Origin of the sequence: Exiguobacterium sp. s80, assembly GCF_018618725.1 — a bacterium.
GTDB classification, from domain to species: domain Bacteria; phylum Bacillota; class Bacilli; order Exiguobacteriales; family Exiguobacteriaceae; genus Exiguobacterium_A; species Exiguobacterium_A oxidotolerans.
The window spans coordinates 167,133-190,108 of the sequence record NZ_JACSMP010000002.1 but is presented as its reverse complement, the minus strand read 5'-3'; the positions used below and the strand labels follow the sequence as shown (position 1 = coordinate 190,108).

The window sequence follows — 22,976 nt, the reverse complement described above, 5'->3', positions numbered from 1 at the left end:
ATCATTCTCCTTGTTTCCAGTCAAAGTATCGTTTCAACCATTTCGGCAATGGACCATCAAAGAGACGCTCACGCCAGTAAAGATCAGCCGCACGTTGCACAGCCGCACCACGAATCGGATACGGGTGGACGACACGTGACAATTGACCGACTTTATCTTTACGAGCCATCGCATAAACGACTTCTTGCATCCACTCGCCAGCTTGCTCCCCAATCGCATGAGCACCAATTAGTTTACCACGTTTGTTCGCAATCAATTTGACGCGACCTTCTGTCCGACCATTGATGACGAAACGATCGACTTCATCGAGGCCTGTTTGATAAACCTTGATTTCGTCATATTTTTCGCGTGCTTCTTCTTCGGTCAATCCAAGATGGAACAGCTCAGGCGTCGTGAATGTGACCCACGGGACGGCACGGTAATCGGGCTTCGTCCGTAAACCGAACAAGGCGTTCGTAACGACCGTCTTACCTTCAAGACCCGCGACGTGTGTGAATGGTAACGATTGAATCGTATCACCGACAGCAAAGATGTGCCGTTGACTCGTCCGAAGTGATGCGTCGACTTGCACGTACCCTTTTTGCACATCAACACCGGCGCGATCGAGGCGTAAGGCTTCAATCCGCGGTTTACGTCCGACAGCGACGAGTACGGCATCCGTTTCGATGACACGTGATTCTCCATCCGTTTCGACCGTGACTTCAATCCCACCTGACGCTTTTCGAACTTGCGTCACCGTCGTGTTCAGATGCAACACAAGCTCTTGCTCAATTTGGCGTTGCAAGACTTCAACCATGCCTTTATCTTCTTTCGGCATCAGTGATTTTGCACCTTCAATGACCGTCACTTCTGTTCCAAGATGCGCGTAGGCTTGCGACAGCTCCATCCCGATTGCGCCGCCCCCGATGACGAGCAGACGTTCTGGACGCTCCGTCTGTTCAAAAATCGTTTCGTTCGTCAAATACGGAACCGTATCAAGACCATCGATTGGCGGAATGATTGGTTGCGAGCCTGTCGAGATTGCAAATTTTTCCCCGACAACAAGTTGTCCTGCTACCTCGACTTCGTTTGCACTGAGGAAACTCGCTTCACCGATATAGACATCTACGCCTAAGTCTTCGAACCGTTTTGTTCCGTCATGTGATTGAATGATGTTTCGTGCCCGGTCGACGCTCGCTTTCGTTTTCGAGTAGACCGCGTCACCATTTAATGTGACATTATATTTTTCAGCAGTCTGCTTCATGACATAGACATCGTGTGCTGCTTCAATCAACGCTTTTGACGGGACACACCCGTAGTGTAAACAATCTCCACCGAGATGCGTATGACGTTCAATCAAAGCGACGTGCGCACCAAGACTTGCAGCACCAGCTGCAATAGTCATGCCTGCTGCTCCACCACCGATAACAACGAGTTGATAACTTTTCATTGTGACTCCTCCTTCTGATAACGGTTAACGATATCTTCCATCCGCTTTCGATTGACGCCCCAGTCGGAGTAACCGACGCGTGAGGCAGACCGGAAATGAACAAGATGAGTCGACTGATCAAAATAAAATTCGACATCATCCTTAAAGTGGAAAAACTTACTCGAGAAGACAGCATGGATATAGTCTGGTGTTTCTTTCACGATTTTAACTCGATCGAGACTTTGCAAAATCCGCATGACTTGGAATTTCGAATCTTTCATCGTACCTTTGAACGGTAATGGGTCCATCTTTAACGCTTGTTGATCCGTTTGTGTCGATACTGCGTTCGGTTTTCCATTTAGCAGACTTAATGCTCCATTTGAGACGCCAAGTGCCATGTCTGATTCCTCCGTTTCATTTCTTGAAAAAATAAATACTATTCCCATTTTACTTTACCAGTTCGATTTCGAAAGCGCTTCTCATTCGACTCCCCTGTTATGCTTTCGTCACCGGAAGCAAGATTGTCGCGATAGCACCACCTTCTGGTTGATTATCGATAAATAGTTTTCCTTCATGTGCTTCAACGAGTTCACGGCAAATCGATAGACCCAGCCCGGTCCCACCTTTTCCTTTTTGGACTTGATAAAATTTCTCCGTGACATGACGTAAATGTTCTTTCGGGATTCCTGGTCCTTCGTCACTAAAGGATAAAAAGAGCACACGTTCTGAACGGACGAGACGGATTGTAATTTCGCCACCTACGGGCGAAAAACGAATCGCATTATCTAAGAGGTTCAAGAAGACTTGTTTCAGTCGATTCTCGTCGTAGAGACCGATGACTTGTGCTGGTAACTTCCGCACGATGGTGACTTCTTTTTCTTCGACCTTTTGACGCAGTTGAGCCGTGACGGCTTCGATGATTTCCGTCAAGTTGACTTCCTGACGGTATAAGACGAGGCGACTCGTCTCAAGCTTCGAAAAGTCGAGTAACTGTTCAACGAGTGAAATCAGTCGTTCCGTCTCCGAGTGGATGATGCCCATACCGAGCGAGGCTTCTTCCGGTAGACGCTCTTTCTCTGCGAGCAATGTTTCACTCCATCCTTTGATTGAAGTCAGCGGTGTCCGTAACTCATGTGATATCCCAGAAATAAATTCATCTTTCAACGTTTCTTGTTGCTTGATCTGTTGTCCCATGTAGTTGATCGTCCGCGCGAGTTCTCCCAGTTCGAACGTATAGGCCTCATTCACTTTAACGTCGTAATGTTGCTTTGCAATTTGATCTGACGCCCCGATGACTTCTTGAATCGGTCGGACGATCGAGGAGACGAGTCGGGAAGAATAAATATAGGCGAGCCCCCAAATGAGGATTCCGAGCAAAAGGATTGCTAAACAAATCTCCATAACCCGTTGATCGATTTGATTGAGTGACGTCGTATAACGTAACGCCCCTGTCGTCTGTCCGAAAGAGACGACGGGTTCTGTCACTTCAAGCAGATGTTCATCCGTTGCAGCATCATCATAACGCTTCGTTATTGTTTCCCCAGCTTGGAGTTGTGTAATCTCTTCGTTCACTAATTTTCGTTTTGAGATGAAGCCAGTCGACGAATAGCGGGGGACGCCCTTCGCATCCAGCACCTCAATCTCAGCATCTTCATACGCATAGGAATCGAGGACGTCATGAATCGTCGCATCTGAATCCATGTAGTCATATGCCAAGCCACTATTTGCGAATAAGACAGCGCTCGCATTCGCATGCCGCTTCAAGACGTCTGTCGCCGTCACATAATAATAGTTATAGGTCACAAACGATAAAATCCCGATGACGAGCAGAACGGTCACCGTAATAATCGTCATGAACCGCATCAATATCTGTCGTTTCATTTTTCGTTACGCCACTTGTAGCCATGCCCCCACAACGTTTCGATAAACTGTGGTTCAGCCGGGTTTTCTTCAATTTTTTGACGAAGACGACGAATGTTGACATCGACGGTTTTTCGATCGCCGAAATAGTTTTCTCCCCAGACGGCATCAAGCAATTCATCCCGTGACATGACTTGATCTTCATTTTTAATGAAATGACAAAGTAAATCGTACTCTGTCGGCGTCACTTCGACATCGACGCCTCCTTTTTGGACACGCTTCGCGCCAAGATCAATCCGGAATGGTCCTGAAATCAGCTCGCGTGGTTGCTTCCGACGACGTAACGTTTCGACGCGTCGTAACAACGATTGAATCCGAGCCAGTAATTCGGCCGGGCTAAACGGCTTCGCGATGTAATCGTCCGCCCCGACACTGAGCCCCATGACTTTGTCTTCCTCACGTGTCCGCGCTGTCAACATGATGATCCCGACGACTTCATCTTGCGCCCGTGCTTGCTCGCATACAGCAAATCCATCGACTTCAGGCATCATGATATCGAGTAACATAATATCGAATGTCTCTTGTTTAAATTGTTCTAACGCTTCTCGTCCATTTTCCGCTTCACTCACTTCATACCCTGCCCGTTTTAAATTAATGACGATGAAACTTCGAATCGCGTGTTCATCCTCAGCCACTAATATTTTTGTCATGTTCGCTTCCTCCTACTTCGACTCTATTCGACGAGCGTTACGTTCGCTGCGTACTCTTCATATGATTTTGTGACATTCACGACATAAACGTAGTCAATGCCTTCTTTGATTTTCTTTTTTTGCGGACTGGCAATGTACTGATTTTTCGGAATCACTTCGATTTCGAAATCGATTCCGTTCGTCTCCTGATTGATGAAGCGGATCCGATTATCTTTTTTATCAATCGTCTCTCGCGTCGCCCAGCGCGCCGGGAAGCGCATGACGAAATTGTATTCTAAATCGATGTATTGTTCTTCTCGGAGTTCAAATCCCGATTCGAGAAAAGGCGACACGTCCAAGCCGTTCCATGTGTAATAGGCCGTGATACGCGGTTTATCCTCACCAATCGGACCACTGCTGTTTTTTGGTGTGTACTGGTGTGCAAACTCTACGATTCCATCTTTATCAACGTCTTTCGGATACGTATACATCGGTTCGATGATTTCTGCTTGATCGCCGAATGTATGCTGCACAAGCCGACCTTCGTCCAGTTGAAACAGCGCCACATGCATCGCGGCATCACGTGTAAAAGAAATGAGCAATCCTCTTTTTTTAGACACATCAATCGAATCAACTTCAAACAAATCATGATCCGCGAACAAGTCACCCTCTTTTGTCGTCAAAGACATCGCCTGGCGATCAGATGGATTTAACACATCCTTGTAGTACATCACTTTTGCCGGTCGCCCTTTTTTCAAAAGAAGCATATCTTGTTGCTGATCTTGATTTAAGTCAGCAATCGTGACTCGATCGTATGTATCTACCTTCGTAATGTCTGCCGTTGGTTGAAGGAGATTTTTTAAGAGATAAACCGTGTTCGTCTCAAGGTTCGATATACCAATCACTAATTGATTAGACGTTTTCATCGGATTCAACACAACATGCAGTTGGTCGATTGCCTTTCCTTCTGCAATCGGTCGTCGTACCTTTAATGACCAACTCTCTTGTTTACGCTCGTGAACCAATAAATGAATTTGGAAGTCTCCGTTCACTTCAGTCCGATAAAAGGTGACCGCTTCTTGATGACCGTCCTGATTCAGGTCGATCAATTCATATAACCGTGATATCGACTGGTTTCGGGGGGCGATGATTTCTGCTCGTTCCGGGAGGTCGTGCTCAATTTTTTCCTTTAATGCAGTCTCCCATTTCGGTAGGGCCGGATGCTGTAGTAAGGTCGCAGGGTGCGGCAGGCTCAGGCCACATCCTGCTAAATATAGGGTCGATAAAATAATGGCAACATATCTCATAGTGGTTGAATCCTTTCCATTCGTGCTCTAATCAAACTGTATCATACTCTTCCTAAGGAGAGTATATTGTCGAATAGGAGGCAACTTGATACGATAGAACAGATAATTGAAAGGGGCTTACACTGAATGGCTTACGAAATGATTGTGCTCGATCTTGATGATACATTGTTGACGAGCGACCATACGATCTCCAAAAAAACGAAACAGGCACTACTCGACGTACAACGTCGCGGAAAAAAAGTCGTCCTCGCGAGCGGACGACCTACTTATGCGATGACTGATTTAGCGAAGGAACTTGAACTTGAACGTTACGGAAGTTTCATCCTTAGTTTCAACGGTGCATCCATCATCAACTGTCAGACAAACGAATCACTGTTTTCGAGTACACTCAGCCCGGAAACGGTTCATGGGCTTTACGATTTAAGTCGTCGTGAAGGCATCTATATCCATACGTACGTCGGTCACGAAATTTTTACGGAGACACCGAACGAGTATACGACGCTTGAAGGTCAATTGACGGGGATGGACGTCATCACGGTACCGAACTTTAAAGCTTCCGTAACAGAGCCGGTCGTCAAATGTCTGATGCTTGCTGAAGAACAACGCTTAGCGGAAGTCGAACAACAACTTCAAGTCGAACTTGCGGGTCAACTCGCAGTCGCACGTTCTAAACCCTTCTTCCTTGAGTTCACAGAAGCTGGTGTGACGAAAGGTACGAGTTTGGAACTTCTCGCTCGTCACCTCGGTATTAAACAAGCAGACGTCATCGCCTGCGGGGACGGCAACAACGACTTATCGATGATTGAATGGGCAGGCCTCGGTGTTGCGATGGCAAATGCTGCCGATACCGTCAAAGAGCGCGCTCAGCATATGACGGCTTCAAACGATGAAGACGGCATCGCACTCGTCATCGAACAATTCATGATGGATTGAGTTTTCAGATGACGATGTGATAACTACAAAAAAGCCGAATGCCTTCCCGCACTCAAAAGGGGGAAATCATTCGGCTTTTTTAGTGAACCTCCTACCCAAAACAGAATTCCCTGTTCGTTTATCAACCGTCTAATCCTGGTTAGGATATTTTCCGTTTCATGAGATACACCAATCAATCGGTTGGCGCCCTTGTTCTTCAAGCCACTGATTGACACGCGAATAAGGTCGACTCCCAAAAAAACCACGGTTCGCCGATAACGGACTCGGATGGACCGACTCCACTATCAGATGACGCGAGGTATCAATTAATACTTTCTTACTTTTTGCATGATTTCCCCAAAGAATAAACGCAATCGGTTCCTCCTGTGCACTGAGTACTTCGATTACTCGGTCAGTAAAGGGCTCCCAGCCCTTTTTAGCATGAGATCCAGCCTTCCCATCTTCGACCGTCAACGATGTATTCAAGAGGAACACCCCTTGATCCGACCACTTTTCGAGATTTCCGGTCGTTGGTTGCGTGCATCCTAAATCGGTTACAAGTTCTTTATACATGTTTCGTAACGACGGTGGAATCTTGACCCCGTCGTTCACGGAAAAGCTTAATCCGTTCGCTTGATTAGGTCCATGATAAGGATCCTGTCCTAAAATGACGCATCGAACGGCTGACGGTGCGACCGCATCAAACGCATGAAAAATCCGATCCTTCTCCGGATAAACTGTTGTCTCTTGATAGGCCGATTGAACGAACGACCAAAGTTGTTGAAAATATTCTTTTTCTTTTTCTTCTTTTAAAATTGTTTGCCAAGCAGGATGCATACAACTTCACTCCTTTTTCGGTCTTAGGACCCTGTTTGTTTAGATGGGTTCTGCTATGATGGAAAATGAGGTGGATTAACAATGATTCAAACAACAGAACTATTCGGGTTACCGTTCGTCAATGCCACACCATCGACATGGTATACCCATATTAAAACAGTCTTACACGACAATGAAAAAGCTTTTCTTGTGACGGCAAATCCTGAGCTCGTTCTCCGCTCTTTACGTGATCCGGAATACAACGTCATCTTGAAAAAAGCGACGTTCATCACACCAGACGGCATCGGTGTGACTGCCGCCAGTAAACGTCTAGGCAACCCGTTGCAGGCGACGCTTCCTGGAATTGAAACGGCACGGGAATTGTTGCGAACGGCTGACAATTTACACAAACGTGTCTTCTTACTCGGAGGTCGCCCGGAAGTCATGAAATCGTTGATTAAACAATTATCGATCCGTTTTCCGAATATCCAGTTCGTCGGGACATTTCATGGATTCGGTAAGGATCAGGAAGCTGCCGACGCCATTCGCTCTGCACAGGCTGATTTAATCCTTGTCGCGCTCGGAGCACCCAAGCAGGAGCAATGGATTGCTTCCGTTTATGATCTCGTCGATCGCGGCATCTTCATCGGGGTCGGTGGTGCCTTCGATGTTTGGTCCGGTCATAGCAAACGAGCCCCTAAAGTGTTCCGCAAACTAAAACTAGAATGGCTTTACCGTATTTCGACACACCCTCGCGGTTTCGAGAAACTGAAGGACCTCGTTTTGTTTGCATTGCTTGTTCTACGTAAAAAATCACACATCTAATCAAAAAAATCCCTTCGTCCAGTCATTCGGACGAAGGGATTTTTTTAACTTACGCGTTGACCGTTGAGAACGCACGACCTAGTTCTTTTGCTTTTGCGATTGCTTCTTCTTTGATTTCTTCTGCTTTTTCTGGGTTCATCGCCATACCTTCGATGAAGAGCGCGTCGTATTCAGTCACACCTGTGAATGCGAGTGCTTGACGGAGATAATCGTCACCGAAGTTCAAACCAGAACCTGTGTAAACGCCGCCTGTTGCTTGGATGTGGAGTGCTTTTTTACCTTCCATCAATCCTTTTGGACCTTCAGCTGTGTAGGCAAATGTTTTTCCAGCAAGAAGAACGCTGTCGATGTACATTTTGAGACGTGCCGGGAATGAGAAGTTCCACATTGGTGTAACGAAAACATATTCGTCAGCTGCCATGAACTGCTCGAGGTGTTTCGTCATTGTCCCGACTTTAGCGATTTCGACTTCTGAAAGCTCTTCACCTGTCGCGAATTTGCCCCATGCACTTAATACGTCTGTATCGATTTCTTGGACGTCTTCGCTGTAGAGGTTAAGTACTTCTACTTCTGCATTCGGGTTTGCTGCTTTATAGCTTTCAAGGAACGCTTCACCTGTTTGAAGGCTGAACGAATGTTCCGTAGATTTTGGGTTTACAGTTACATAAAGTAATTTAGTCATTTTTATTTCCCCTTTTTATTTAAAGTAATTTCTGTAACTAAACATACCAACATCATTTTCATTTGTCAATTCGTTTGATTTCAAAGTATTAACTCTATGAAAAGACAAACAAAAAAGATGAAATCTCACCTTTCGGTGACATTCCATCTAGATTGAATGGATCGGCTGGCATTACGCTTTTTCAGAATGCGTATAATTATCTGCCCGGTACCCGACTCGTTTAAGTTGATCAATCAATTGTTCTTTTTCGCTAACCGTCAAGTCGCTGAATAAGTCCATCAAAAATGCTTCATGTTTCGGGAACGTTTCTTCCATCAACGCTTGACCTGCCTCAGTCAACGTACCGAATGTGACGCGACGGTCTGTCGGGCAAGATTTGCGTGCTAGTAGTCCACGATTTTCAAGTTTATCTACTACGTAAGTGACACTTCCACTCGTCAATAAAATCTTGTCGCCGATTTGCTGGAGCGGTGTATCGCCTTTATGATACAACAACTCAAGCACACCAAACTCTGAAGGATTCAATTGATGGGTCTTGATGTCTGCTTTTACTTGTTCCGTCACAGCATGCATCGTTCGCGATAAGACTACGAGCAATTTTAGTGCTAGTTTCGAATCTGTCGCTTCCATTTTACGTTCGCCCCTCTTTATCTTGATTCGCAAATAATCATAGTCCTCTTTTTTACATTGGTCAATTGCGGTCAAAATCCTCATGCCTTCTTCCTCTTGAAATTGTTCTTGCCGTGGAACGCGTTCCATAGTCTATCGTCATGGTATACACTACTAAGGAGGTCTTCTATATGTCGCTTCATACACGACTAAAACGTCTCTACAAATGGAACGTCGCCTTCGAACTTGCGATTGAGCAGCTCGGGACGCCGACCGGTTATTACCTTTGCAAACATACCTTGATTGAACAATATCCCCATTTAACACCGGCTGAAAAAATGAAGCTTCTCGAAAGAATTACGGAGCAAATCGAACGCTCTGATTCGTCGTCCGGACCGATCACGAAGCAACACTGGATTCAACTCGAACAACAACTATCTAGCTAAGGATAGGAGGGATTTTGAATGACGAACATTCGTGACTTGGCTCACGAAGCAAACGTTTCCGTGACGACGGTTTCACGCGTCCTCAACGATCATCCTTATGTCGCTGAAGAAAAACGGCGTGCCGTCAAAGAAGCCATTTTAAAGCTCGGCTACATCAGAAATCAGACAGCTGTCCATCTCTCGACTGGACGGACGAAAACGATTGGCGTCATGTTACCGTTCGTCGACCATCCCTATCATGCCGCGATTCTTCAAGGAATCGCTAAAAGTGCCTTCGAGGACGCCTATCGTTTTTTAACGTGGCAAACGAACTATTTCGAAGAACATGAACGAACTGTTTTACGCGCGCTTGCGCAACGTGAAGTCGACGGCTTAATCATCGTCTCACACAGTCTTGCCGTCTCTGAAATTCTTTCGTACGAACAATACGGCCCAATTGTCTTTTGCGAGTTGCATGAATATGTCTCATCCGTCTATATCAATCATTACACTGCGTTTTGTAAAGGCTTGACGGCACTCCAGCAACTCGGTCACCACCAGATTGGTATTTGCCTTGGACGGGCTGATAGTACGAATAGCCGCGCCCGCAAGCAAGCCTATCATGATCTCGTCGAACCTAATTCGAATGATTGGGTGTATGAGCAAACGTTGACGATTGAAGATGGCACCCGTGTCGCCGAACATTGGCTCAGTCAGAAACAGCGCCCTTCCGCTATCATGACGACGAGTGACCACGTCGCTGCCGGACTGATCATCGCGCTCAGAAAACGAGGGTACCGTATCCCGGAGGACCTATCTGTTATCGGGTTCGATGGCAGTGACCTCGCAGAAGTGCTCGATTTGACAACGATCGCGATTCCTTATGGGTTAATTGGTCAACAAGCTTTTTCGCTCGTAACGCGTGATGTCGCAAAACAACCGTTACAAATCGAAATCCCGGCAACCCTTCGGATGGGGAATACTGCGGCACAGCTTCCCTTTGCTGATTGAGAATGAGAACTAAAACACCCGCTTCTTGTCTCGCACAAGAGCGGGTTTTTGTCTTGTTCTTATAAAGTTCCTGCCGCGACGTAACGCGATCCCCAATACCCACCGCGGAATGATTCTTTGACGACTTGACCATAATACGAGTTAGCATTGATCATCGTCGAACCATCGACTGCAATACCGACGTGCTGGATGCCACTGCCATGCGTGAAGAACACGAGATCCCCGGCTGCTGGTGCCGTCCGTTTCGTTGCTGCATATTGTGAGGCTGCCGTACGTGGTAAAGATTTACCGAGCGCACGGTAAACGTAACTTGTGAATCCAGAACAATCAAAGCTCGTCGGACCCGTTGCACCAAAGACATATGGACGTCCTTTTAACCCTTCAGCGACAGATACAATCGTCGCACCTGTTTTTGAGAGTCCCGCTGTTGCTTTTTTATTGTAGCTCTTCGTGTACATCGCAGCGATGTACGCTGTCTTACCTTGATAACGCAACCGATACCAGTTGTTTGAGGTTTTGCTCGTGACAGTGACTGACTGGCCGAGCTTCAGCTGACCGAGTTTCTTCCCACTGACCGTGGCTTTCGAACGGATATTCAACACATCGACTGAAACGACTACTTTTTTTACCGATGCTGCTTTGGTTGCTTGTGGGACGGAACTCCAACTGCTAACGACTAATGTCACGAGTATAAATAAACGGATCCAGAGCGATACTTTCATCTTTTACTAATCCCCTTTTAAGTAAAGTTGACGGTTATGTAAAACGAATTAAATTGTCAGATAATTTCTGTTTTTATCCTATCATTTTGATTCCATCGCTCGTGTTACAGTTTATTGACAGGAATGCCTCCCTGTAATACTTTTGTAACAAAATAAAAAAAACAGGTTATAGAACGGCTTTATGAAGCCATTCTATAATTCCTGTTTCAGAGAAGTTTTTGTTTGAAATCAATTAATCGATTGACTTCTTTTTCCGAAAACGTGCTAAGAACTCATAGACAATCGGGACGATGAGAAGTGTGAGTAACGTCGAACTCGTTAACCCACCAATGACCGTGACCCCAAGTCCTTTCGAAATCAACGCGCCGCCTTCTAGACCGAGGGCGAGTGGTGATAAGGCACCAATTGTTGCGAGTGCCGTCATCAAGATAGGACGAAGTCGTGTGCCTGCTGCATCGAGCAGGGCCTCACGTGTCGCTAGACCTTCATTTTCCTTATGAATGACACGGTCAATCAAGACGATTGCATTCGTGACAACGATTCCGATCAACATCAAGGCTCCGATTAGTGATGAAACCGAGATCGTTTCGCCAGTAATCAAGAGGGCGAGTAAACCACCGATGATTGCGAACGGAAGTGAGAACAAGATGACGAGCGGCGTCAATGCTCCACCGAATGTCACGACAAGAACGAGATAGACGATCGCGACTGCTGCTGCCATCGCAAGACCAAGTTGTGTGAACGATTCTTGAATCTGCTCCGTCACCCCACCGACTTTGTAAGAAACACCTGTCGGAAGGTCAATTGTTTTGACAGCATCGTCAATTGCTTGTGATGCTTCCGTCGCTTTATCTGTTTTCAGTTCTGCCGTCACGGTTGCGACGAGTTTCCCGTCTCGTTCATTTAACGAGTCCGGTGTCGTGCCTTTTTTGACAGAGACGAAATCAGATAACTTTTTAACACCGAGCGGCGTCGTGATATCGGCTTCTTCTAAATCATCAATCGAGTCGTACGTCGTTTGTTCGTTTGGTACGATGACGTCCAATTCTTTCCCGTCTACTTTTATAGTAGAAAGTGGTTTTTCGACGCCTTGCACGTTAGCGATTCCTTGCGCGAGTTGGGCTGTCGACACACCGAACTCGGCAGCTTTTTGTTGGTCGACTTCAAACGTGTACTGCGTATATGAATCTTTTAAGTCGGTCGTTACCTTCCGAACGTATTTTGATTCACCTTCGATTGCTTTAACGAACTTCGGTGTGATCGTTTCTAGATCTTCGATTGAATTCGCGAAGACTGAATACGAAACACCAGATGAACCGGCACCACCACTGAAGTCTTGTTCTTTCCATTCTCCAGTCGGGATGGCTTCATTCAAGTCTTTCACTGCCTGTTGTTTCACGTCTGCGAATTCCTCTGTATCTGGATCATACTGGGCGATGAAGACCGCTTGTTTCGTATTTCCCGGATTAAGTGGATTTTCGCCTCCTACCGTGAACTGGAGATTGTCGATATTCTTTTGTTTATCAAAATAAGCTTCAGCTTGATCCGCTGCCTCAAGCGAGTCATCAAGCGTTTGACCTGGTTCCGGATTATACGTCACATAAAACGTTTTTTCACTCTCTTGATTCAAGAAGTTGACCCCAATCGCCGGTACGAGAGCAAAGCTTCCGACAAGCATTAAGACTGCAAGACCGAAGACGATTAATTTATGGTTCAAGGACCAGTTCAACACGCCACGGTACCAGCTCGCTAATTTCCCGCCATCTTCTTTTTCCGGTTTCGGTGCTTTCCCACGTTTGAACAGTGAGTCAGCAAACATCGGTACGACTGTTACGGCAACAATCAGCGATGCGAATAATGCAAAGACAACTGTCAGTGCGAACGGCAGGAACAGTTCACCAACAAATCCTGTTACGAACCCGAGTGGTAAGAAAACAGCAATCGTCACGATTGTTGATGATGCGACCGGAATGAACACTTCACGTGTTGCATCGATGATTAAGGCTTTACCTTTAAGTTTTTCGCCGGGATCCGTTAAGCGACGATAAATATTTTCGATGACGACGATCGAATCATCGACGACACGACCGATTGCGACCGTCATCGCACCAAGTGTCATGATGTTCAACGAGATATCCATCTGTTTCAAGACAAGAATCGCCATCAGTAACGACAACGGTATCGAAATGACTGCAATGATTGTCGATTTAAAGTTGCGTAAAAATAAAAGGATGATGATGATCGCAAATAATGCACCAATCAAGGCTTTACTGATCATCGTTGAGACAGACTCTTCAATCGGTTTTCCTTGGTCGAGTGTGACTGACGTTTTGACCGATCCGTTTTCTTTTTCAAAATCTTGAATCGTTTCTTTGACGGCAGTGACGACATCGACGGTATTCGCATCCTGTGATTTCGTCACTTGAATTCCGATTGAACGTTCACCGTTCGACCGCGAAATCGATTCTTCGATTCCTTTATCTTCTACTTTTGCGAGCTCAGACAATTTAACAGTCGGGACTTGTGTTGGTGTTGGCGCTTGTCCTTCTGTTGGTGCTTGTCCTTCTGTTGGCGCTTGTGGCGTCGTCGGAGCTTGTGAAGGAGCTGCCGGTGTATCGCTTGCTGCCTGTTGCGGCGTATAAGGCAAACGAAGATTTTTTAATTCTGTGACCGTCGTAGCTTTTCCATCAAGCACAACAGCTTGCTCTTTGTCACCAAGCTCGTATAAGCCGAGTGCTAAACGCGAATCATTCGCTTGAATCAGTTGCTTGACGTTATCTTCTGTCAATCCATATTGCTGTAGCTTTTCATCATCGAATCGAATTTCAATCCGACGAATCTCTTGCCCAGCGATTTGAACCGTTTGAGCGCCTTCGATCCCTTCAAGTTTCGGTTGAAGTTCTGTCTCGACGAGCTTCGTCAACTCGGAGAGTGAACGTTTTTCGTCTGATACTGCGAAACCGACAACGGGGAAAGCATCGAATGAAATCCGTGAGACATTTGGTTCTTGCGCGCCTTCTGGTAATTCAACATTCGCTAATGCTTCTTTGACTTGTTGTTCTGCTTCATCCATATCCGTACTGAAGCTGTAGTCGATTTGTAGATTTGAGGCGTTTTGGAAAGATGTCGATCGGACCGTCTCGACGCCTCCTAGATTTTCGACCTTACTTTCGAGTTCTCGACTGACTTCATCAAGGACTTGTTCAGGCGTCGCCCCTGGATAAATCGTCGTTACCGAAACAGTCGGTGTCGTAATGTCTGGTAGCGTTTCGAGTTTCATCGTCGTTCCTGCATAAATCCCAGCGACGGTGATGATGATCGTCAGCAACCAAAGAGCAAATTTATTATTCACTGAAAATTGAATGATACGCTTCATGGTAATTATTCGCCTTCTCTCTGTTTTTTATTTCATATTTACTCTTTATCTGAAGCTTGGTCGATTTCGCGCGCCCGTTTTAATAGACGCTCGACCAATTGTTGACGCTCTGCTTTTGACGGCTGAGCGAACTTAAAGTGCTCCGACATTTTCAACCCATCTAATACGAATCGAATCATCATCGCTTCGACCGGATCAGCGCTCTCCATCAATTGATTAAAGAACTGATTAACTTGCTTTTTTCGTTCTTCGACAAACGCTTCATTTTCTTTCAAGAACGATAACAAAAACAAGACCGTATCGATATCCAAGTGAAACTCTTCCTCGTGATTCGCTTGTAACGTGACAAACGCTTCCATCTGACCTAAACCTTGATCCAGATATTCTTGATACTGCTTAAACTGACGGGATTCTTGTTCTTCAATCACACCCATCAGCAACTCTTCTTTAGAAGCGAAATGATACAATAAGCCACCCTTAGAAACATTCGCTTGTTTCGCGACTTCTTCTAACGTCAATTGCGGAAACCCACGGCTCATCATGACTTGAACAGTCGCGTCAGTGATTCGCCGTCTCGTTTCTAACGCTTTCGCACTAACCATACGTTACCTCCTTTCTTTTACTATACCGTCCAGACGGTTTATTTCTTCACTATACGAATTTTCATTTGATAATGCAACCGTCAATGCATGTTTCACGTGAAACGTTTTCAATTTTTACGAAAAAAGACACATTCTCGTCTGAACCGTGACGGAATATGCCTAAAGTCGTTCGATTTACGCTTCGCGTGCACTCTCACTTAATGCCGCTCGCATTATTTTCTTCAATTCATGCGTACGTAACACTTGAACCCCACGATCAGTTGGTCCACCCTCCGCCGCGACATCATCAATCAATGCCTCAGTCGGTCGATCGTCTTGAAGCAAAAGTTCGGCCGACCCTTTCATTGCTTGGGCGATGATCCGTCGCGCTTGTTGTGCTTCAAATCCGGCTTCCGTCAAAACAGGAGTCATCGCACCTACGATTTCATAGAAGAAAGCCGGACTGCAGCCAGCAGCAGCCATTAAGAACGGCATAGTCGTTTCATCCGTTTCTACCACCTCACCGACGCGTAGAAAAAGTTCCGTCGCCAATTGTTTTTGTTCCATCGCTACTTGATGACCGAACCAAAGCCCTGTCATCCCTGTCCGAAAAGCGACCGGTGTATTCGGCATCGCACAGACTGCACCGCAACCTGATATCTGTTCAATTTCATCCGGTGTGATATGTGCTGCGACAGAAACAAGCAGTTGATTCGTCCACTCATGACGCTCTACGTATTCCAGTACGCCGTCAGGTTGCATGGCTAAGACGACGATATCGAATGACTCGATATTCTCTTCTTCAATGATTTGAACACCATGTTCATTAGCGAGCTCTGATAAACGCTTACGATCTGCACGATTCGTCATCGTAATTGATTCGGGCGCAATTCCTGAATCAATCCATCCTTTGACCAACGATTCACTCATCGATCCTGCACCAACCATTAAAATGTTCATAACGTTCCTCCCACAACAAAAAAGGACCTGTTGTGCCAGGTCCTTTTCGTATTTTCCTTTTTAATTATACACGAAGTTCCAAGTCTTCGACAGCGACGACACGAAGCCCTTTTTCGTTCAATTTCTTCACGATTTTATTTTTTGTTTTCTCATCACAATCAAGCGGAAGGGTAATGAGAACACGACGCATGACACTACTTTTGGCATCAAGTGTCATGAGACTAGCAACCGTCGAGTATTTGTTGACGATTTTTGCGATTTTTTCAAGAGCACCTTTTTGTTCACTCAGTGCGATCGTCAACACGTAACTTCCTGAATCACGATTCCATGCCTCTTCCAACATCCCAAGCATTTTCCCGTGCGGTAAAATACCAAAGAATTGACCGTCATCATTTAGTACGGCGATGTATGGTAATTCTTTGATCGAAAAGAAGACTTCAAAGAAATTGCTTGCTGTATAGATGAATTTTGATGTGTTCTTAATGAGTGTCATGACATTGTCATCTAAACTGCCACCATTCATCCCATGGCGATAAATATGCATTTTATAGATATTTCCTTTAAATTCTTGACCTGACTGGTCGAGTACAGGTACGCAACGATATCCTGTATCTTCTAACGTCTTTAACGCTTCACGAAGCGTTGCCGTCTCTGAAATCTTGATACATTGGTGTTTTGGTATACATAAACTTTGCACGAGCATACAAAACGTCCTCCTCTATTTCACTTTGTGTTGTAACCTACTTCTTTATCCTTTGTACTTATTCGTTCTGTTATACATTTTTCCTGCTTCTCTTCTATTCCCTACTATTACAATAACAAAAACACAGATAAAACCCATTGAATACAAAGAAAATAGTCTTGAAAAATCTTTATCCAGATTATTTATTAATTTATCAACCCTATTAACTTTAAGTTTTATTAAGTTTTCGTAAACGCGGTACATAGTTGTATTCTTTTACAATAACGTCTGATACAATCGAACTCGTGAAGTTACTTCACTATTCTATTCTTGTTCTTAATATGGAGGCAGAAGAAATGTTTAGTAAAAAACAAGATCCATTCGCAGTGAAATTATCCGAGATTGCCGGACACTTGCAACAGACGTCTCAGTTTTTCGTTGATTTTAAAATCAATGGTATTGCGGACGTTAAAGAATTCGCGCATAAAGTCAAAGACTTTGAAACTGCTGGTGACGACTTGATGCACCAATTGATCATCGACTTGAACAATGCATTCATCACACCGATTGATCGCGAAGACTTGCTTGCACTCGCGAACTCACTGGATGATGTACTCGATGGATTTGAAGAATGTTCCGCGATTTTTGAGATTTATAACATCGTCCGTGCCGACGAACATATGATTAAATTCGTCGATGAGATTCATATCGCCGTCAACGAACTCGCTTTAGCGATGGACCTTCTTGTCGCACGTAAGCTTCAACCGATGCGTGAACATGTCATCAAAGTAAAAGAACAAGAAACGATTTGTGACGACTTACGTCGTAAATCAATCAAAGCATTGTTCGCGACTGAAACTGATCCAATTAAAATCATTCAATATAAAGAAATCTATGAATCGCTCGAATCAATCGCCGATTACTGCCAGGACGCAGCAAACGTCATTGAAACGATCATCATGAAAAACGCATAAGTGAGGAGCTAACGAGATGGATAGTCTGTTTATCATCACCGCTATAATCGTGATTCTCGCACTTGGCTTCGATTTCATTAATGGTTTCCACGATACGGCGAACTCGATCGCGACTTCAGTGTCGACTCGTGCATTGAAACCACGTCACGCCATTATCCTTGCTGCGACGATGAACTTTTTAGGGGCAATCACATTTACTGGAGTCGCTAAGACGATTTCCGGGGACATTGTTGACCCGTCAACACTAGAACACGGAAGTTATGTCGTCATCGCTGCTCTCCTCTCTGCGATTGCTTGGAATCTATTGACGTGGTACTTCGGTATTCCGTCCAGTTCTTCGCATACGTTGATTGGTTCGATTGCCGGTGCTGCGGTTGCTTCAGTCGGATTCGGCGGTATTGAAACAAAAGGCTTCTTAAAAATCGTCCAAGCCTTATTGATTTCGCCAATCCTTGCTTTTACACTCGGTTTTCTCGTCTACGGCATTTTTAAAGTAGTTTTCAAAAAAGGGAACTTGGCGAAGACGAATCGTCGCTTCCGTCATATGCAGATTGCGACTGCAGCCCTTCAATCATATACACACGGAACGAATGATGCGCAAAAAGCGATGGGGATCATTACCCTCGCCCTGATTTCTTCTGGTTTTCAGACCGATCATGATGTGGCCCTTTGGGTAAAACTCTCTTGTGCCATCGCGATGGGACTCGGGACGTCTGTCGGTGGATGGCGGATCATCAAAACAGTTGGTGGTCAAATCATGAAAATTCGTCCTGTCAACGGCGTAGCGGCTGACTTGACGTCTGCTGCCATCATCTTTGGTGCGACGGCGATTCACCTTCCTGTATCAACAACGCATGTGATTTCCTCTGCCATCATGGGTGTCGGAACATCGCATCGTAAAAAAGGCGTTAAATGGGGTACGGCTAAACGAATGCTGATCACATGGGTCATCACATTACCGATTTCGATGGCATTCGCCGCTCTGATTTATACGATTCTTGATTTTCTTTTCATTAAATAGTCTCGTCCCCCACTCGTTCATTTGAGGTGGGGGTTTTACTTACACTTCATAAGTTGCCGCAGTTGTCGCTCTGGTCATAATTCGCTATGATGAGAAAAAGAAGTAGCGCTATTTTATTAGGAGGAATTCCAAATGACAAAACGTAAAGCATTAACGATTGCTGGTTCTGACACGAGTGGCGGAGCCGGTATCCAAGCAGACTTAAAAACGTTTCAAGAACTTGAAGTCTACGGCATGAACGCGCTGACAGTCATCGTCGCGCAAGATCCTGATCAGGCTTGGCACCATGCGGTTTATCCAATCGATGCAGAACTCATCCGGACACAAATCCATACAGTCCTCGGAGGAATCGGTGTCGATGCAATGAAAACGGGGATGCTTCCGACTGTCGAAATCATCGAAGTCATTGCTGAAAAAATTAAAGCATCAGGCGTTAAAAACGTCGTCATCGATCCGGTCATGGTCTGTAAGGGTGAAGATGAAGTACTCAACCCGGATACAGCGAATGCCTTACGTGACATTTTGACACCGCTCGCGACAGTCGTCACACCGAACGTTTTCGAAGCGGGACAATTGTCCGGTCTTGGAAAAACACCTTCGACGATTGACGAGATGAAACTTGCAGCAGCACGGATTCATGAAAAAGGTGCACAATATGTCCTCGTTAAAGGTGGCAGCAAGATTGATCACCCTCGAGCAGTTGACGTGCTTTATGATGGGAAAGAGTTTATCCTAATTGAGGATGAACGCATTGAGACACCATATACGCACGGGGCAGGATGTACGTATTCTGCAGCGATTACAGCAGAACTCGCTAAAGGCGCTTCGGTCGAAGAAGCTGTCCGAACTGCCAAATCGTTTATCACAGCAGCGATTCGTAACTCATTCCGTTTGAATGAATATGTCGGTCCGACTGATCATGCTGCACATCGTACAGTTAAGTCTTAACACGTTCAGGAAGTCCGCGCAGTGATTCGCGGGCTTCTTTCTGTATTCGAAGGGAGAGATACTATTGCAAACACTTGATTTAAAGGTCGTTCAACAGTACATTGACGATCATGCGAACACACCACTTTACGTCCATGTCGAAACAACGAACGGTGCGTATGCGACGCACCAAGACCCGACGTTCCACAGTGCGGGGATGTTTTTCCGCAATGCGGAAATCACATACGAACGCGGCTTGATCACAGGAAACGGTCCATACCGGATTGGTCTTAAACTTGCCCACGGATGGCTATACGGTGAAGGATTAACCGATTATGAATTCGCGGGAGAGCAACTCTTGATCGCAGGACATGATGTCGAAGGCCGCCTCGCGATTGCTTTTGAGCTCAGTCCGACACCATTCGCTCAAGGCGCAGAGGAGGTAGAATGATGGCTTACAATGAACACGATCACCTGCTCGTCATCTTCCCTCACCCGGACGATGAAGCATTCAGCTCGGCCGGGACAATCATCGAGCATGCAACGAACCGCGGACCTGTTACGTACGCCTGTTTGACGCTCGGTGAAATGGGACGCAACATGGGACGTCCCGTCTTTACGAACCGGGAACAACTCGCGACGATCCGCAAACGTGAATTAATCGCAGCAGCTGAAAAAATGCAGATTACCGATCTTCAAATGTGGGGATTACGGGATAAGACGGTCGAATTCGAAGATGAAGCAGCACTCGCTGAACGGATTGGACAGTTGATTCAAAAAACACGTCCGACTCGCGTGATTTCATTTTATCCGGGCTATGCCGTCCATCCGGACCACGAAGCAACAGCACGTGCTGTCGTTCGTGCCCTTCGCGCAATCGACGAAGCCGATCGTCCTGAATTTCTTGCCGTCGCTTTTGCGAACAACACAAAAGACGAACTTGGCGAAGGTACGTTCATTCATGATGTCAGTGCATATACGGATCAAAAAGTTGCCGCCCTTGAAGCCCACGCTTCTCAAACAGGTGGACTGATGAAGGTCATCTCGGAAGACTCGAACATCCGGGATCTCCTTGTCAAAGAACGCTATTACCACTATCCATTATAATGAAGAACCTCGAAACGACTCCGACGTCGTTCGAGGTTTTTTTTTCGTAGATTAAATGATTCGCACGACGTTGACTCTGCGCACTTTTCCCTGTCGGAGTCACAGGAGGCTGAGTCTTTTGAAACCCGCAACGATTGACGCGAGAAAGAGTCGACTTTTTTTCTCCCGTCTGCTAGTGTGAATAGTTGAGACTGTGTCTCCGGAGTTCGTAACCTCCTCCGTCACAAAAACTAGGAATGGAAGTGTAAACTATGAAAAATGAACGTGCTCTTGTCGTCTTCAGCGGCGGCCAAGACTCGACGACTTGTCTGTTTCAGGCACTCGCGAACTATTCCGAAGTCGAAGTCGTTACCTTCAACTACGGACAGCGTCATGCCGAGGAACTCGAAGTCGCGCGAACGATCGCAGCAGAACTTGGTGTCAAACACCATGAGCTCGATCTCTCACTCCTCAGTCAACTCACAAGCAATTCGTTGACCGATCACACTCAAACAATCACGACGAACGAAGATGGACTTCCTTCTACATTCGTAGATGGCCGAAACCATCTGTTCTTATCTTTCGCAGCCGTCCTTGCTAAGGGACGTGGCATCCGCCATATCATCACGGGTGTATGCGAAACTGATTTCTCCGGATACCCGGATTGTCGTGACTCCTTCATCAAGTCACTTAACGTGACACTCAACCTCGCGATGGATTATCCATTCGTCATTCACACGCCACTGATGTGGCTCGATAAAAAAGAAACATGGGCGCTAGCCGATTCGCTAGATGCTTTTGATTTCGTCCGTGAACGGACACTGACGTGTTACAACGGCATTATCGGAGATGGTTGCGGCGACTGCCCAGCTTGTGAATTACGGAAAAAAGGCTTAGACGCCTACATCGAGGAGGGAACTACCCATGAAATTCAACTATGAAGCACCTGAAACTGTCGAGCGCCCGACCGGCGACTCGCTCATCTATACAAAATCACGCGTCATGATCGTCAAAAAATTGACGTTTGATGCTGCCCATCACCTGTATGACTACGATGGAAAATGCCGTGCTTTGCATGGGCATACGTATCACGTCGATCTCGGAATCAGTGGATTCCTGGACCACCGCGGGATGACACTTGACTTTGGTGACCTGAAAAAGATCTTCAAAGAACATCTCGAACCGTTGCTCGACCACCGTTATTTAAACGAATCGCTTCCCTATATGAATACGACGGCTGAAAACATGTCGGCCTGGATTTTTGAAACGCTCGGACAGCATTTACCGGACGAACGCGGTCTTCGTGTCGAATTCGTCAAGTTATATGAGACACCGACTGCATTCGCTGAAGTCCGTCGCGAATGGATGAATGAAGCATGAGTCAACTGAAAAAAATACCAAAGATTCCTGTGCTTGAAATTTTTGGTCCAACGTTTCAAGGAGAAGGTCGTTCGATCGGACAAAAAACAATGTTCGTCCGGACAGGCGGATGCGACTATTCATGTGCCTGGTGTGATTCTGCCTTTACCTGGGACGGATCAGAAAAACCGGACCTTCTGACGGCAGAAGATATCCTGACGCGTCTCGATGCGCTCGGCTCGTATGGGCACGTGACGATTTCCGGGGGGAATCCATTGCTCCACGCATCGATCGGTACGCTCGTCGACGCCTTGAAGGTACGTGGCATCACGATGTCCGTCGAAACACAAGGTTCGTATTGGCAAAACTGGTTACTCGATATCGAAGACGTCACCATCAGTCCGAAGCCGCCATCAAGCGGCATGACGGTCGATTACGATCGGCTCGACGTCTTCTTCAAACGTCTCCCTGAACTGCAACGTGCTGTCAAAATCGTCATCTTCGACGAAGCGGACCTCGACTTCGCAGCAGCGATTTCTGAACGATATGCGTTAAAAACACTGTATCTATCACTCGGTAATCCGGATCCGGCGGAAGAAGGTACGATTGCTCCGCGGATGTTGTCCGACTTAAAAACTTTATGGGAACGCGTTGCGCAAGATGAACGATTTAATCATGCCCGTGTTCTACCACAACTGCACGCCCTCGTTTTCGCGAACGATCGTGGCGTTTAAAAAGGAGTTC

The 22,976-nt window shown here is 46.0% G+C and carries 25 protein-coding genes; 12 read left to right on the top strand and 13 right to left on the bottom strand.

Annotated features, from left to right (window positions below; translation table 11 throughout):
• Position 1: 1 nt before the first annotated feature.
• The 5 genes from KNP94_RS07465 to KNP94_RS07445 form a co-directional block, all read right to left on the bottom strand.
• Entirely contained in the window at positions 2–1,429 is a 1,428-nt protein-coding gene (locus tag KNP94_RS07465; protein WP_029332004.1) for a dihydrolipoyl dehydrogenase family protein, read from the bottom strand.
• Entirely contained in the window at positions 1,426–1,806 is a 381-nt protein-coding gene (locus tag KNP94_RS07460) for a DUF1499 domain-containing protein (RefSeq protein ID WP_088838162.1), read from the bottom strand. The genes KNP94_RS07465 and KNP94_RS07460 overlap by 4 nt, the downstream gene beginning before the upstream one ends.
• 97 nt (positions 1,807–1,903) lie before the next feature.
• Positions 1,904–3,289, bottom strand: coding sequence for a sensor histidine kinase (locus tag KNP94_RS07455; protein WP_088838163.1), 1,386 nt, complete (start codon positions 3,287–3,289; stop codon positions 1,904–1,906).
• On the bottom strand, positions 3,286–3,978 hold the full coding sequence (locus KNP94_RS07450) for a response regulator transcription factor (protein WP_088838164.1): 693 nt from the start codon (positions 3,976–3,978) through the stop codon (positions 3,286–3,288). Before KNP94_RS07450 ends, KNP94_RS07455 begins: the two co-directional genes overlap by 4 nt.
• A gap of 23 nt (positions 3,979–4,001) precedes the next feature.
• Complete coding sequence (locus KNP94_RS07445) at positions 4,002–5,264, bottom strand: hypothetical protein (protein ID WP_214808378.1); 1,263 nt, start codon at positions 5,262–5,264, stop codon at positions 4,002–4,004.
• 126 nt (positions 5,265–5,390) lie between these two features.
• Between KNP94_RS07445 and KNP94_RS07440 the strand changes: the two genes are divergently transcribed.
• Positions 5,391–6,197 carry a Cof-type HAD-IIB family hydrolase gene (locus KNP94_RS07440; RefSeq protein WP_214808382.1) on the top strand — a complete coding sequence of 269 codons (807 nt, stop codon included), beginning with the start codon at positions 5,391–5,393 and terminating at the stop codon, positions 6,195–6,197.
• Between the two features lie 156 nt (positions 6,198–6,353).
• Here the strand turns inward: KNP94_RS07440 and KNP94_RS07435 are convergent, their stop codons facing one another.
• The gene (locus KNP94_RS07435) at positions 6,354–7,013 is read right to left on the bottom strand and encodes a uracil-DNA glycosylase (RefSeq protein WP_088838167.1); all 660 of its coding nucleotides are present in this window, start codon (positions 7,011–7,013) and stop codon (positions 6,354–6,356) included.
• A gap of 81 nt (positions 7,014–7,094) precedes the next feature.
• Here KNP94_RS07435 and KNP94_RS07430 point away from each other — a divergent pair, with 81 nt between their 5' ends.
• A complete protein-coding gene (locus KNP94_RS07430) occupies positions 7,095–7,817 on the top strand; it encodes a WecB/TagA/CpsF family glycosyltransferase (protein WP_088838168.1) in 723 nt (240 codons plus the stop codon).
• A gap of 49 nt (positions 7,818–7,866) precedes the next feature.
• On the opposite strand, the gene KNP94_RS07425 is transcribed toward KNP94_RS07430, so the two are convergent.
• Both KNP94_RS07425 and KNP94_RS07420 read right to left on the bottom strand, forming a co-directional pair.
• A complete protein-coding gene (locus tag KNP94_RS07425; protein ID WP_029332013.1) occupies positions 7,867–8,499 on the bottom strand; it encodes an NAD(P)H-dependent oxidoreductase in 633 nt (210 codons plus the stop codon).
• Positions 8,500–8,670: 171 nt separating this feature from the next.
• The gene (locus KNP94_RS07420) at positions 8,671–9,129 is read right to left on the bottom strand and encodes a MarR family winged helix-turn-helix transcriptional regulator (protein ID WP_088838529.1); all 459 of its coding nucleotides are present in this window, start codon (positions 9,127–9,129) and stop codon (positions 8,671–8,673) included.
• Positions 9,130–9,299: 170 nt separating this feature from the next.
• Here KNP94_RS07420 and KNP94_RS07415 point away from each other — a divergent pair, with 170 nt between their 5' ends.
• Both KNP94_RS07415 and KNP94_RS07410 read left to right on the top strand, forming a co-directional pair.
• Complete coding sequence (locus KNP94_RS07415; RefSeq protein ID WP_088838169.1) at positions 9,300–9,554, top strand: hypothetical protein; 255 nt, start codon at positions 9,300–9,302, stop codon at positions 9,552–9,554.
• Positions 9,555–9,572: 18 nt separating this feature from the next.
• The gene (locus tag KNP94_RS07410) at positions 9,573–10,544 is read left to right on the top strand and encodes a LacI family DNA-binding transcriptional regulator (protein ID WP_214808388.1); all 972 of its coding nucleotides are present in this window, start codon (positions 9,573–9,575) and stop codon (positions 10,542–10,544) included.
• Positions 10,545–10,603: 59 nt separating this feature from the next.
• On the opposite strand, the gene KNP94_RS07405 is transcribed toward KNP94_RS07410, so the two are convergent.
• The 5 genes from KNP94_RS07405 to cbpA form a co-directional block, all read right to left on the bottom strand.
• Entirely contained in the window at positions 10,604–11,266 is a 663-nt protein-coding gene (locus KNP94_RS07405; RefSeq protein ID WP_088838171.1) for a C40 family peptidase, read from the bottom strand.
• Between the two features lie 232 nt (positions 11,267–11,498).
• Positions 11,499–14,642, bottom strand: coding sequence for an efflux RND transporter permease subunit (locus KNP94_RS07400; protein ID WP_088838172.1), 3,144 nt, complete (start codon positions 14,640–14,642; stop codon positions 11,499–11,501).
• Between the two features lie 38 nt (positions 14,643–14,680).
• Entirely contained in the window at positions 14,681–15,244 is a 564-nt protein-coding gene (locus KNP94_RS07395) for a TetR/AcrR family transcriptional regulator (protein ID WP_088838173.1), read from the bottom strand.
• Positions 15,245–15,418: 174 nt separating this feature from the next.
• Entirely contained in the window at positions 15,419–16,183 is a 765-nt protein-coding gene (locus tag KNP94_RS07390) for a pyrroline-5-carboxylate reductase family protein (protein WP_088838174.1), read from the bottom strand.
• Between the two features lie 64 nt (positions 16,184–16,247).
• Positions 16,248–16,886, bottom strand: coding sequence for a cyclic di-AMP binding protein CbpA (cbpA, locus tag KNP94_RS07385; protein ID WP_088838175.1), 639 nt, complete (start codon positions 16,884–16,886; stop codon positions 16,248–16,250).
• A gap of 335 nt (positions 16,887–17,221) precedes the next feature.
• On the opposite strand from cbpA, the gene KNP94_RS07380 reads away from it, so the two are divergent.
• From KNP94_RS07380 to queE, 8 genes are all read left to right on the top strand, one after another.
• Entirely contained in the window at positions 17,222–17,839 is a 618-nt protein-coding gene (locus tag KNP94_RS07380; protein ID WP_029332023.1) for a DUF47 domain-containing protein, read from the top strand.
• Positions 17,840–17,855: 16 nt separating this feature from the next.
• Complete coding sequence (locus KNP94_RS07375; RefSeq protein ID WP_088838176.1) at positions 17,856–18,860, top strand: inorganic phosphate transporter; 1,005 nt, start codon at positions 17,856–17,858, stop codon at positions 18,858–18,860.
• 132 nt (positions 18,861–18,992) lie between these two features.
• Positions 18,993–19,808 (top strand): bifunctional hydroxymethylpyrimidine kinase/phosphomethylpyrimidine kinase, encoded by an 816-nt coding sequence (locus tag KNP94_RS07370; protein WP_215115511.1) that lies wholly within the window; start codon positions 18,993–18,995, stop codon positions 19,806–19,808.
• Positions 19,809–19,872: 64 nt separating this feature from the next.
• The gene (locus KNP94_RS07365) at positions 19,873–20,238 is read left to right on the top strand and encodes a YojF family protein (RefSeq protein WP_088838178.1); all 366 of its coding nucleotides are present in this window, start codon (positions 19,873–19,875) and stop codon (positions 20,236–20,238) included.
• Positions 20,238–20,894 carry a bacillithiol biosynthesis deacetylase BshB2 gene (bshB2, locus tag KNP94_RS07360; RefSeq protein ID WP_353048339.1) on the top strand — a complete coding sequence of 219 codons (657 nt, stop codon included), beginning with the start codon at positions 20,238–20,240 and terminating at the stop codon, positions 20,892–20,894. Before KNP94_RS07365 ends, bshB2 begins: the two co-directional genes overlap by 1 nt.
• Positions 20,895–21,145: 251 nt before the next feature.
• Positions 21,146–21,814, top strand: a complete 669-nt coding sequence (gene queC, locus KNP94_RS07355; RefSeq protein WP_088838180.1) for a 7-cyano-7-deazaguanine synthase QueC — start codon at positions 21,146–21,148, stop codon at positions 21,812–21,814.
• Positions 21,798–22,253, top strand: a complete 456-nt coding sequence (gene queD / locus KNP94_RS07350) for a 6-carboxytetrahydropterin synthase QueD (protein ID WP_029332031.1) — start codon at positions 21,798–21,800, stop codon at positions 22,251–22,253. Before queC ends, queD begins: the two co-directional genes overlap by 17 nt.
• Positions 22,250–22,966, top strand: coding sequence for a 7-carboxy-7-deazaguanine synthase QueE (queE, locus tag KNP94_RS07345; protein ID WP_088838181.1), 717 nt, complete (start codon positions 22,250–22,252; stop codon positions 22,964–22,966). Before queD ends, queE begins: the two co-directional genes overlap by 4 nt.
• Positions 22,967–22,976: the final 10 nt, after the last annotated feature.

Coding starts and splice junctions, on each gene's coding strand:
- KNP94_RS07465 (WP_029332004.1), bottom strand. CDS start 1,429: ATGAAAAGTTATCAACTCGTTGTTATCGGTGGTGGAGCAGCAGGCATG.
- KNP94_RS07420 (WP_088838529.1), bottom strand. CDS start 9,129: ATGGAAGCGACAGATTCGAAACTAGCACTAAAATTGCTCGTAGTCTTA.
- KNP94_RS07415 (WP_088838169.1), top strand. CDS start 9,300: ATGTCGCTTCATACACGACTAAAACGTCTCTACAAATGGAACGTCGCC.
- queE (WP_088838181.1), top strand. CDS start 22,250: ATGAGTCAACTGAAAAAAATACCAAAGATTCCTGTGCTTGAAATTTTT.
- cbpA (WP_088838175.1), bottom strand. CDS start 16,886: ATGCTCGTGCAAAGTTTATGTATACCAAAACACCAATGTATCAAGATT.
- KNP94_RS07405 (WP_088838171.1), bottom strand. CDS start 11,266: ATGAAAGTATCGCTCTGGATCCGTTTATTTATACTCGTGACATTAGTC.
- KNP94_RS07445 (WP_214808378.1), bottom strand. CDS start 5,264: ATGAGATATGTTGCCATTATTTTATCGACCCTATATTTAGCAGGATGT.
- KNP94_RS07460 (WP_088838162.1), bottom strand. CDS start 1,806: ATGGCACTTGGCGTCTCAAATGGAGCATTAAGTCTGCTAAATGGAAAA.
- KNP94_RS07400 (WP_088838172.1), bottom strand. CDS start 14,642: ATGAAGCGTATCATTCAATTTTCAGTGAATAATAAATTTGCTCTTTGG.
- KNP94_RS07455 (WP_088838163.1), bottom strand. CDS start 3,289: ATGAAACGACAGATATTGATGCGGTTCATGACGATTATTACGGTGACC.
- KNP94_RS07375 (WP_088838176.1), top strand. CDS start 17,856: ATGGATAGTCTGTTTATCATCACCGCTATAATCGTGATTCTCGCACTT.
- KNP94_RS07435 (WP_088838167.1), bottom strand. CDS start 7,013: ATGCATCCTGCTTGGCAAACAATTTTAAAAGAAGAAAAAGAAAAAGAA.
- KNP94_RS07395 (WP_088838173.1), bottom strand. CDS start 15,244: ATGGTTAGTGCGAAAGCGTTAGAAACGAGACGGCGAATCACTGACGCG.
- queC (WP_088838180.1), top strand. CDS start 21,146: ATGAAAAATGAACGTGCTCTTGTCGTCTTCAGCGGCGGCCAAGACTCG.
- KNP94_RS07430 (WP_088838168.1), top strand. CDS start 7,095: ATGATTCAAACAACAGAACTATTCGGGTTACCGTTCGTCAATGCCACA.
- queD (WP_029332031.1), top strand. CDS start 21,798: ATGAAATTCAACTATGAAGCACCTGAAACTGTCGAGCGCCCGACCGGC.
- KNP94_RS07380 (WP_029332023.1), top strand. CDS start 17,222: ATGTTTAGTAAAAAACAAGATCCATTCGCAGTGAAATTATCCGAGATT.
- KNP94_RS07390 (WP_088838174.1), bottom strand. CDS start 16,183: ATGAACATTTTAATGGTTGGTGCAGGATCGATGAGTGAATCGTTGGTC.
- KNP94_RS07410 (WP_214808388.1), top strand. CDS start 9,573: ATGACGAACATTCGTGACTTGGCTCACGAAGCAAACGTTTCCGTGACG.
- KNP94_RS07450 (WP_088838164.1), bottom strand. CDS start 3,978: ATGACAAAAATATTAGTGGCTGAGGATGAACACGCGATTCGAAGTTTC.
- KNP94_RS07370 (WP_215115511.1), top strand. CDS start 18,993: ATGACAAAACGTAAAGCATTAACGATTGCTGGTTCTGACACGAGTGGC.
- KNP94_RS07425 (WP_029332013.1), bottom strand. CDS start 8,499: ATGACTAAATTACTTTATGTAACTGTAAACCCAAAATCTACGGAACAT.
- bshB2 (WP_353048339.1), top strand. CDS start 20,238: ATGGCTTACAATGAACACGATCACCTGCTCGTCATCTTCCCTCACCCG.
- KNP94_RS07440 (WP_214808382.1), top strand. CDS start 5,391: ATGGCTTACGAAATGATTGTGCTCGATCTTGATGATACATTGTTGACG.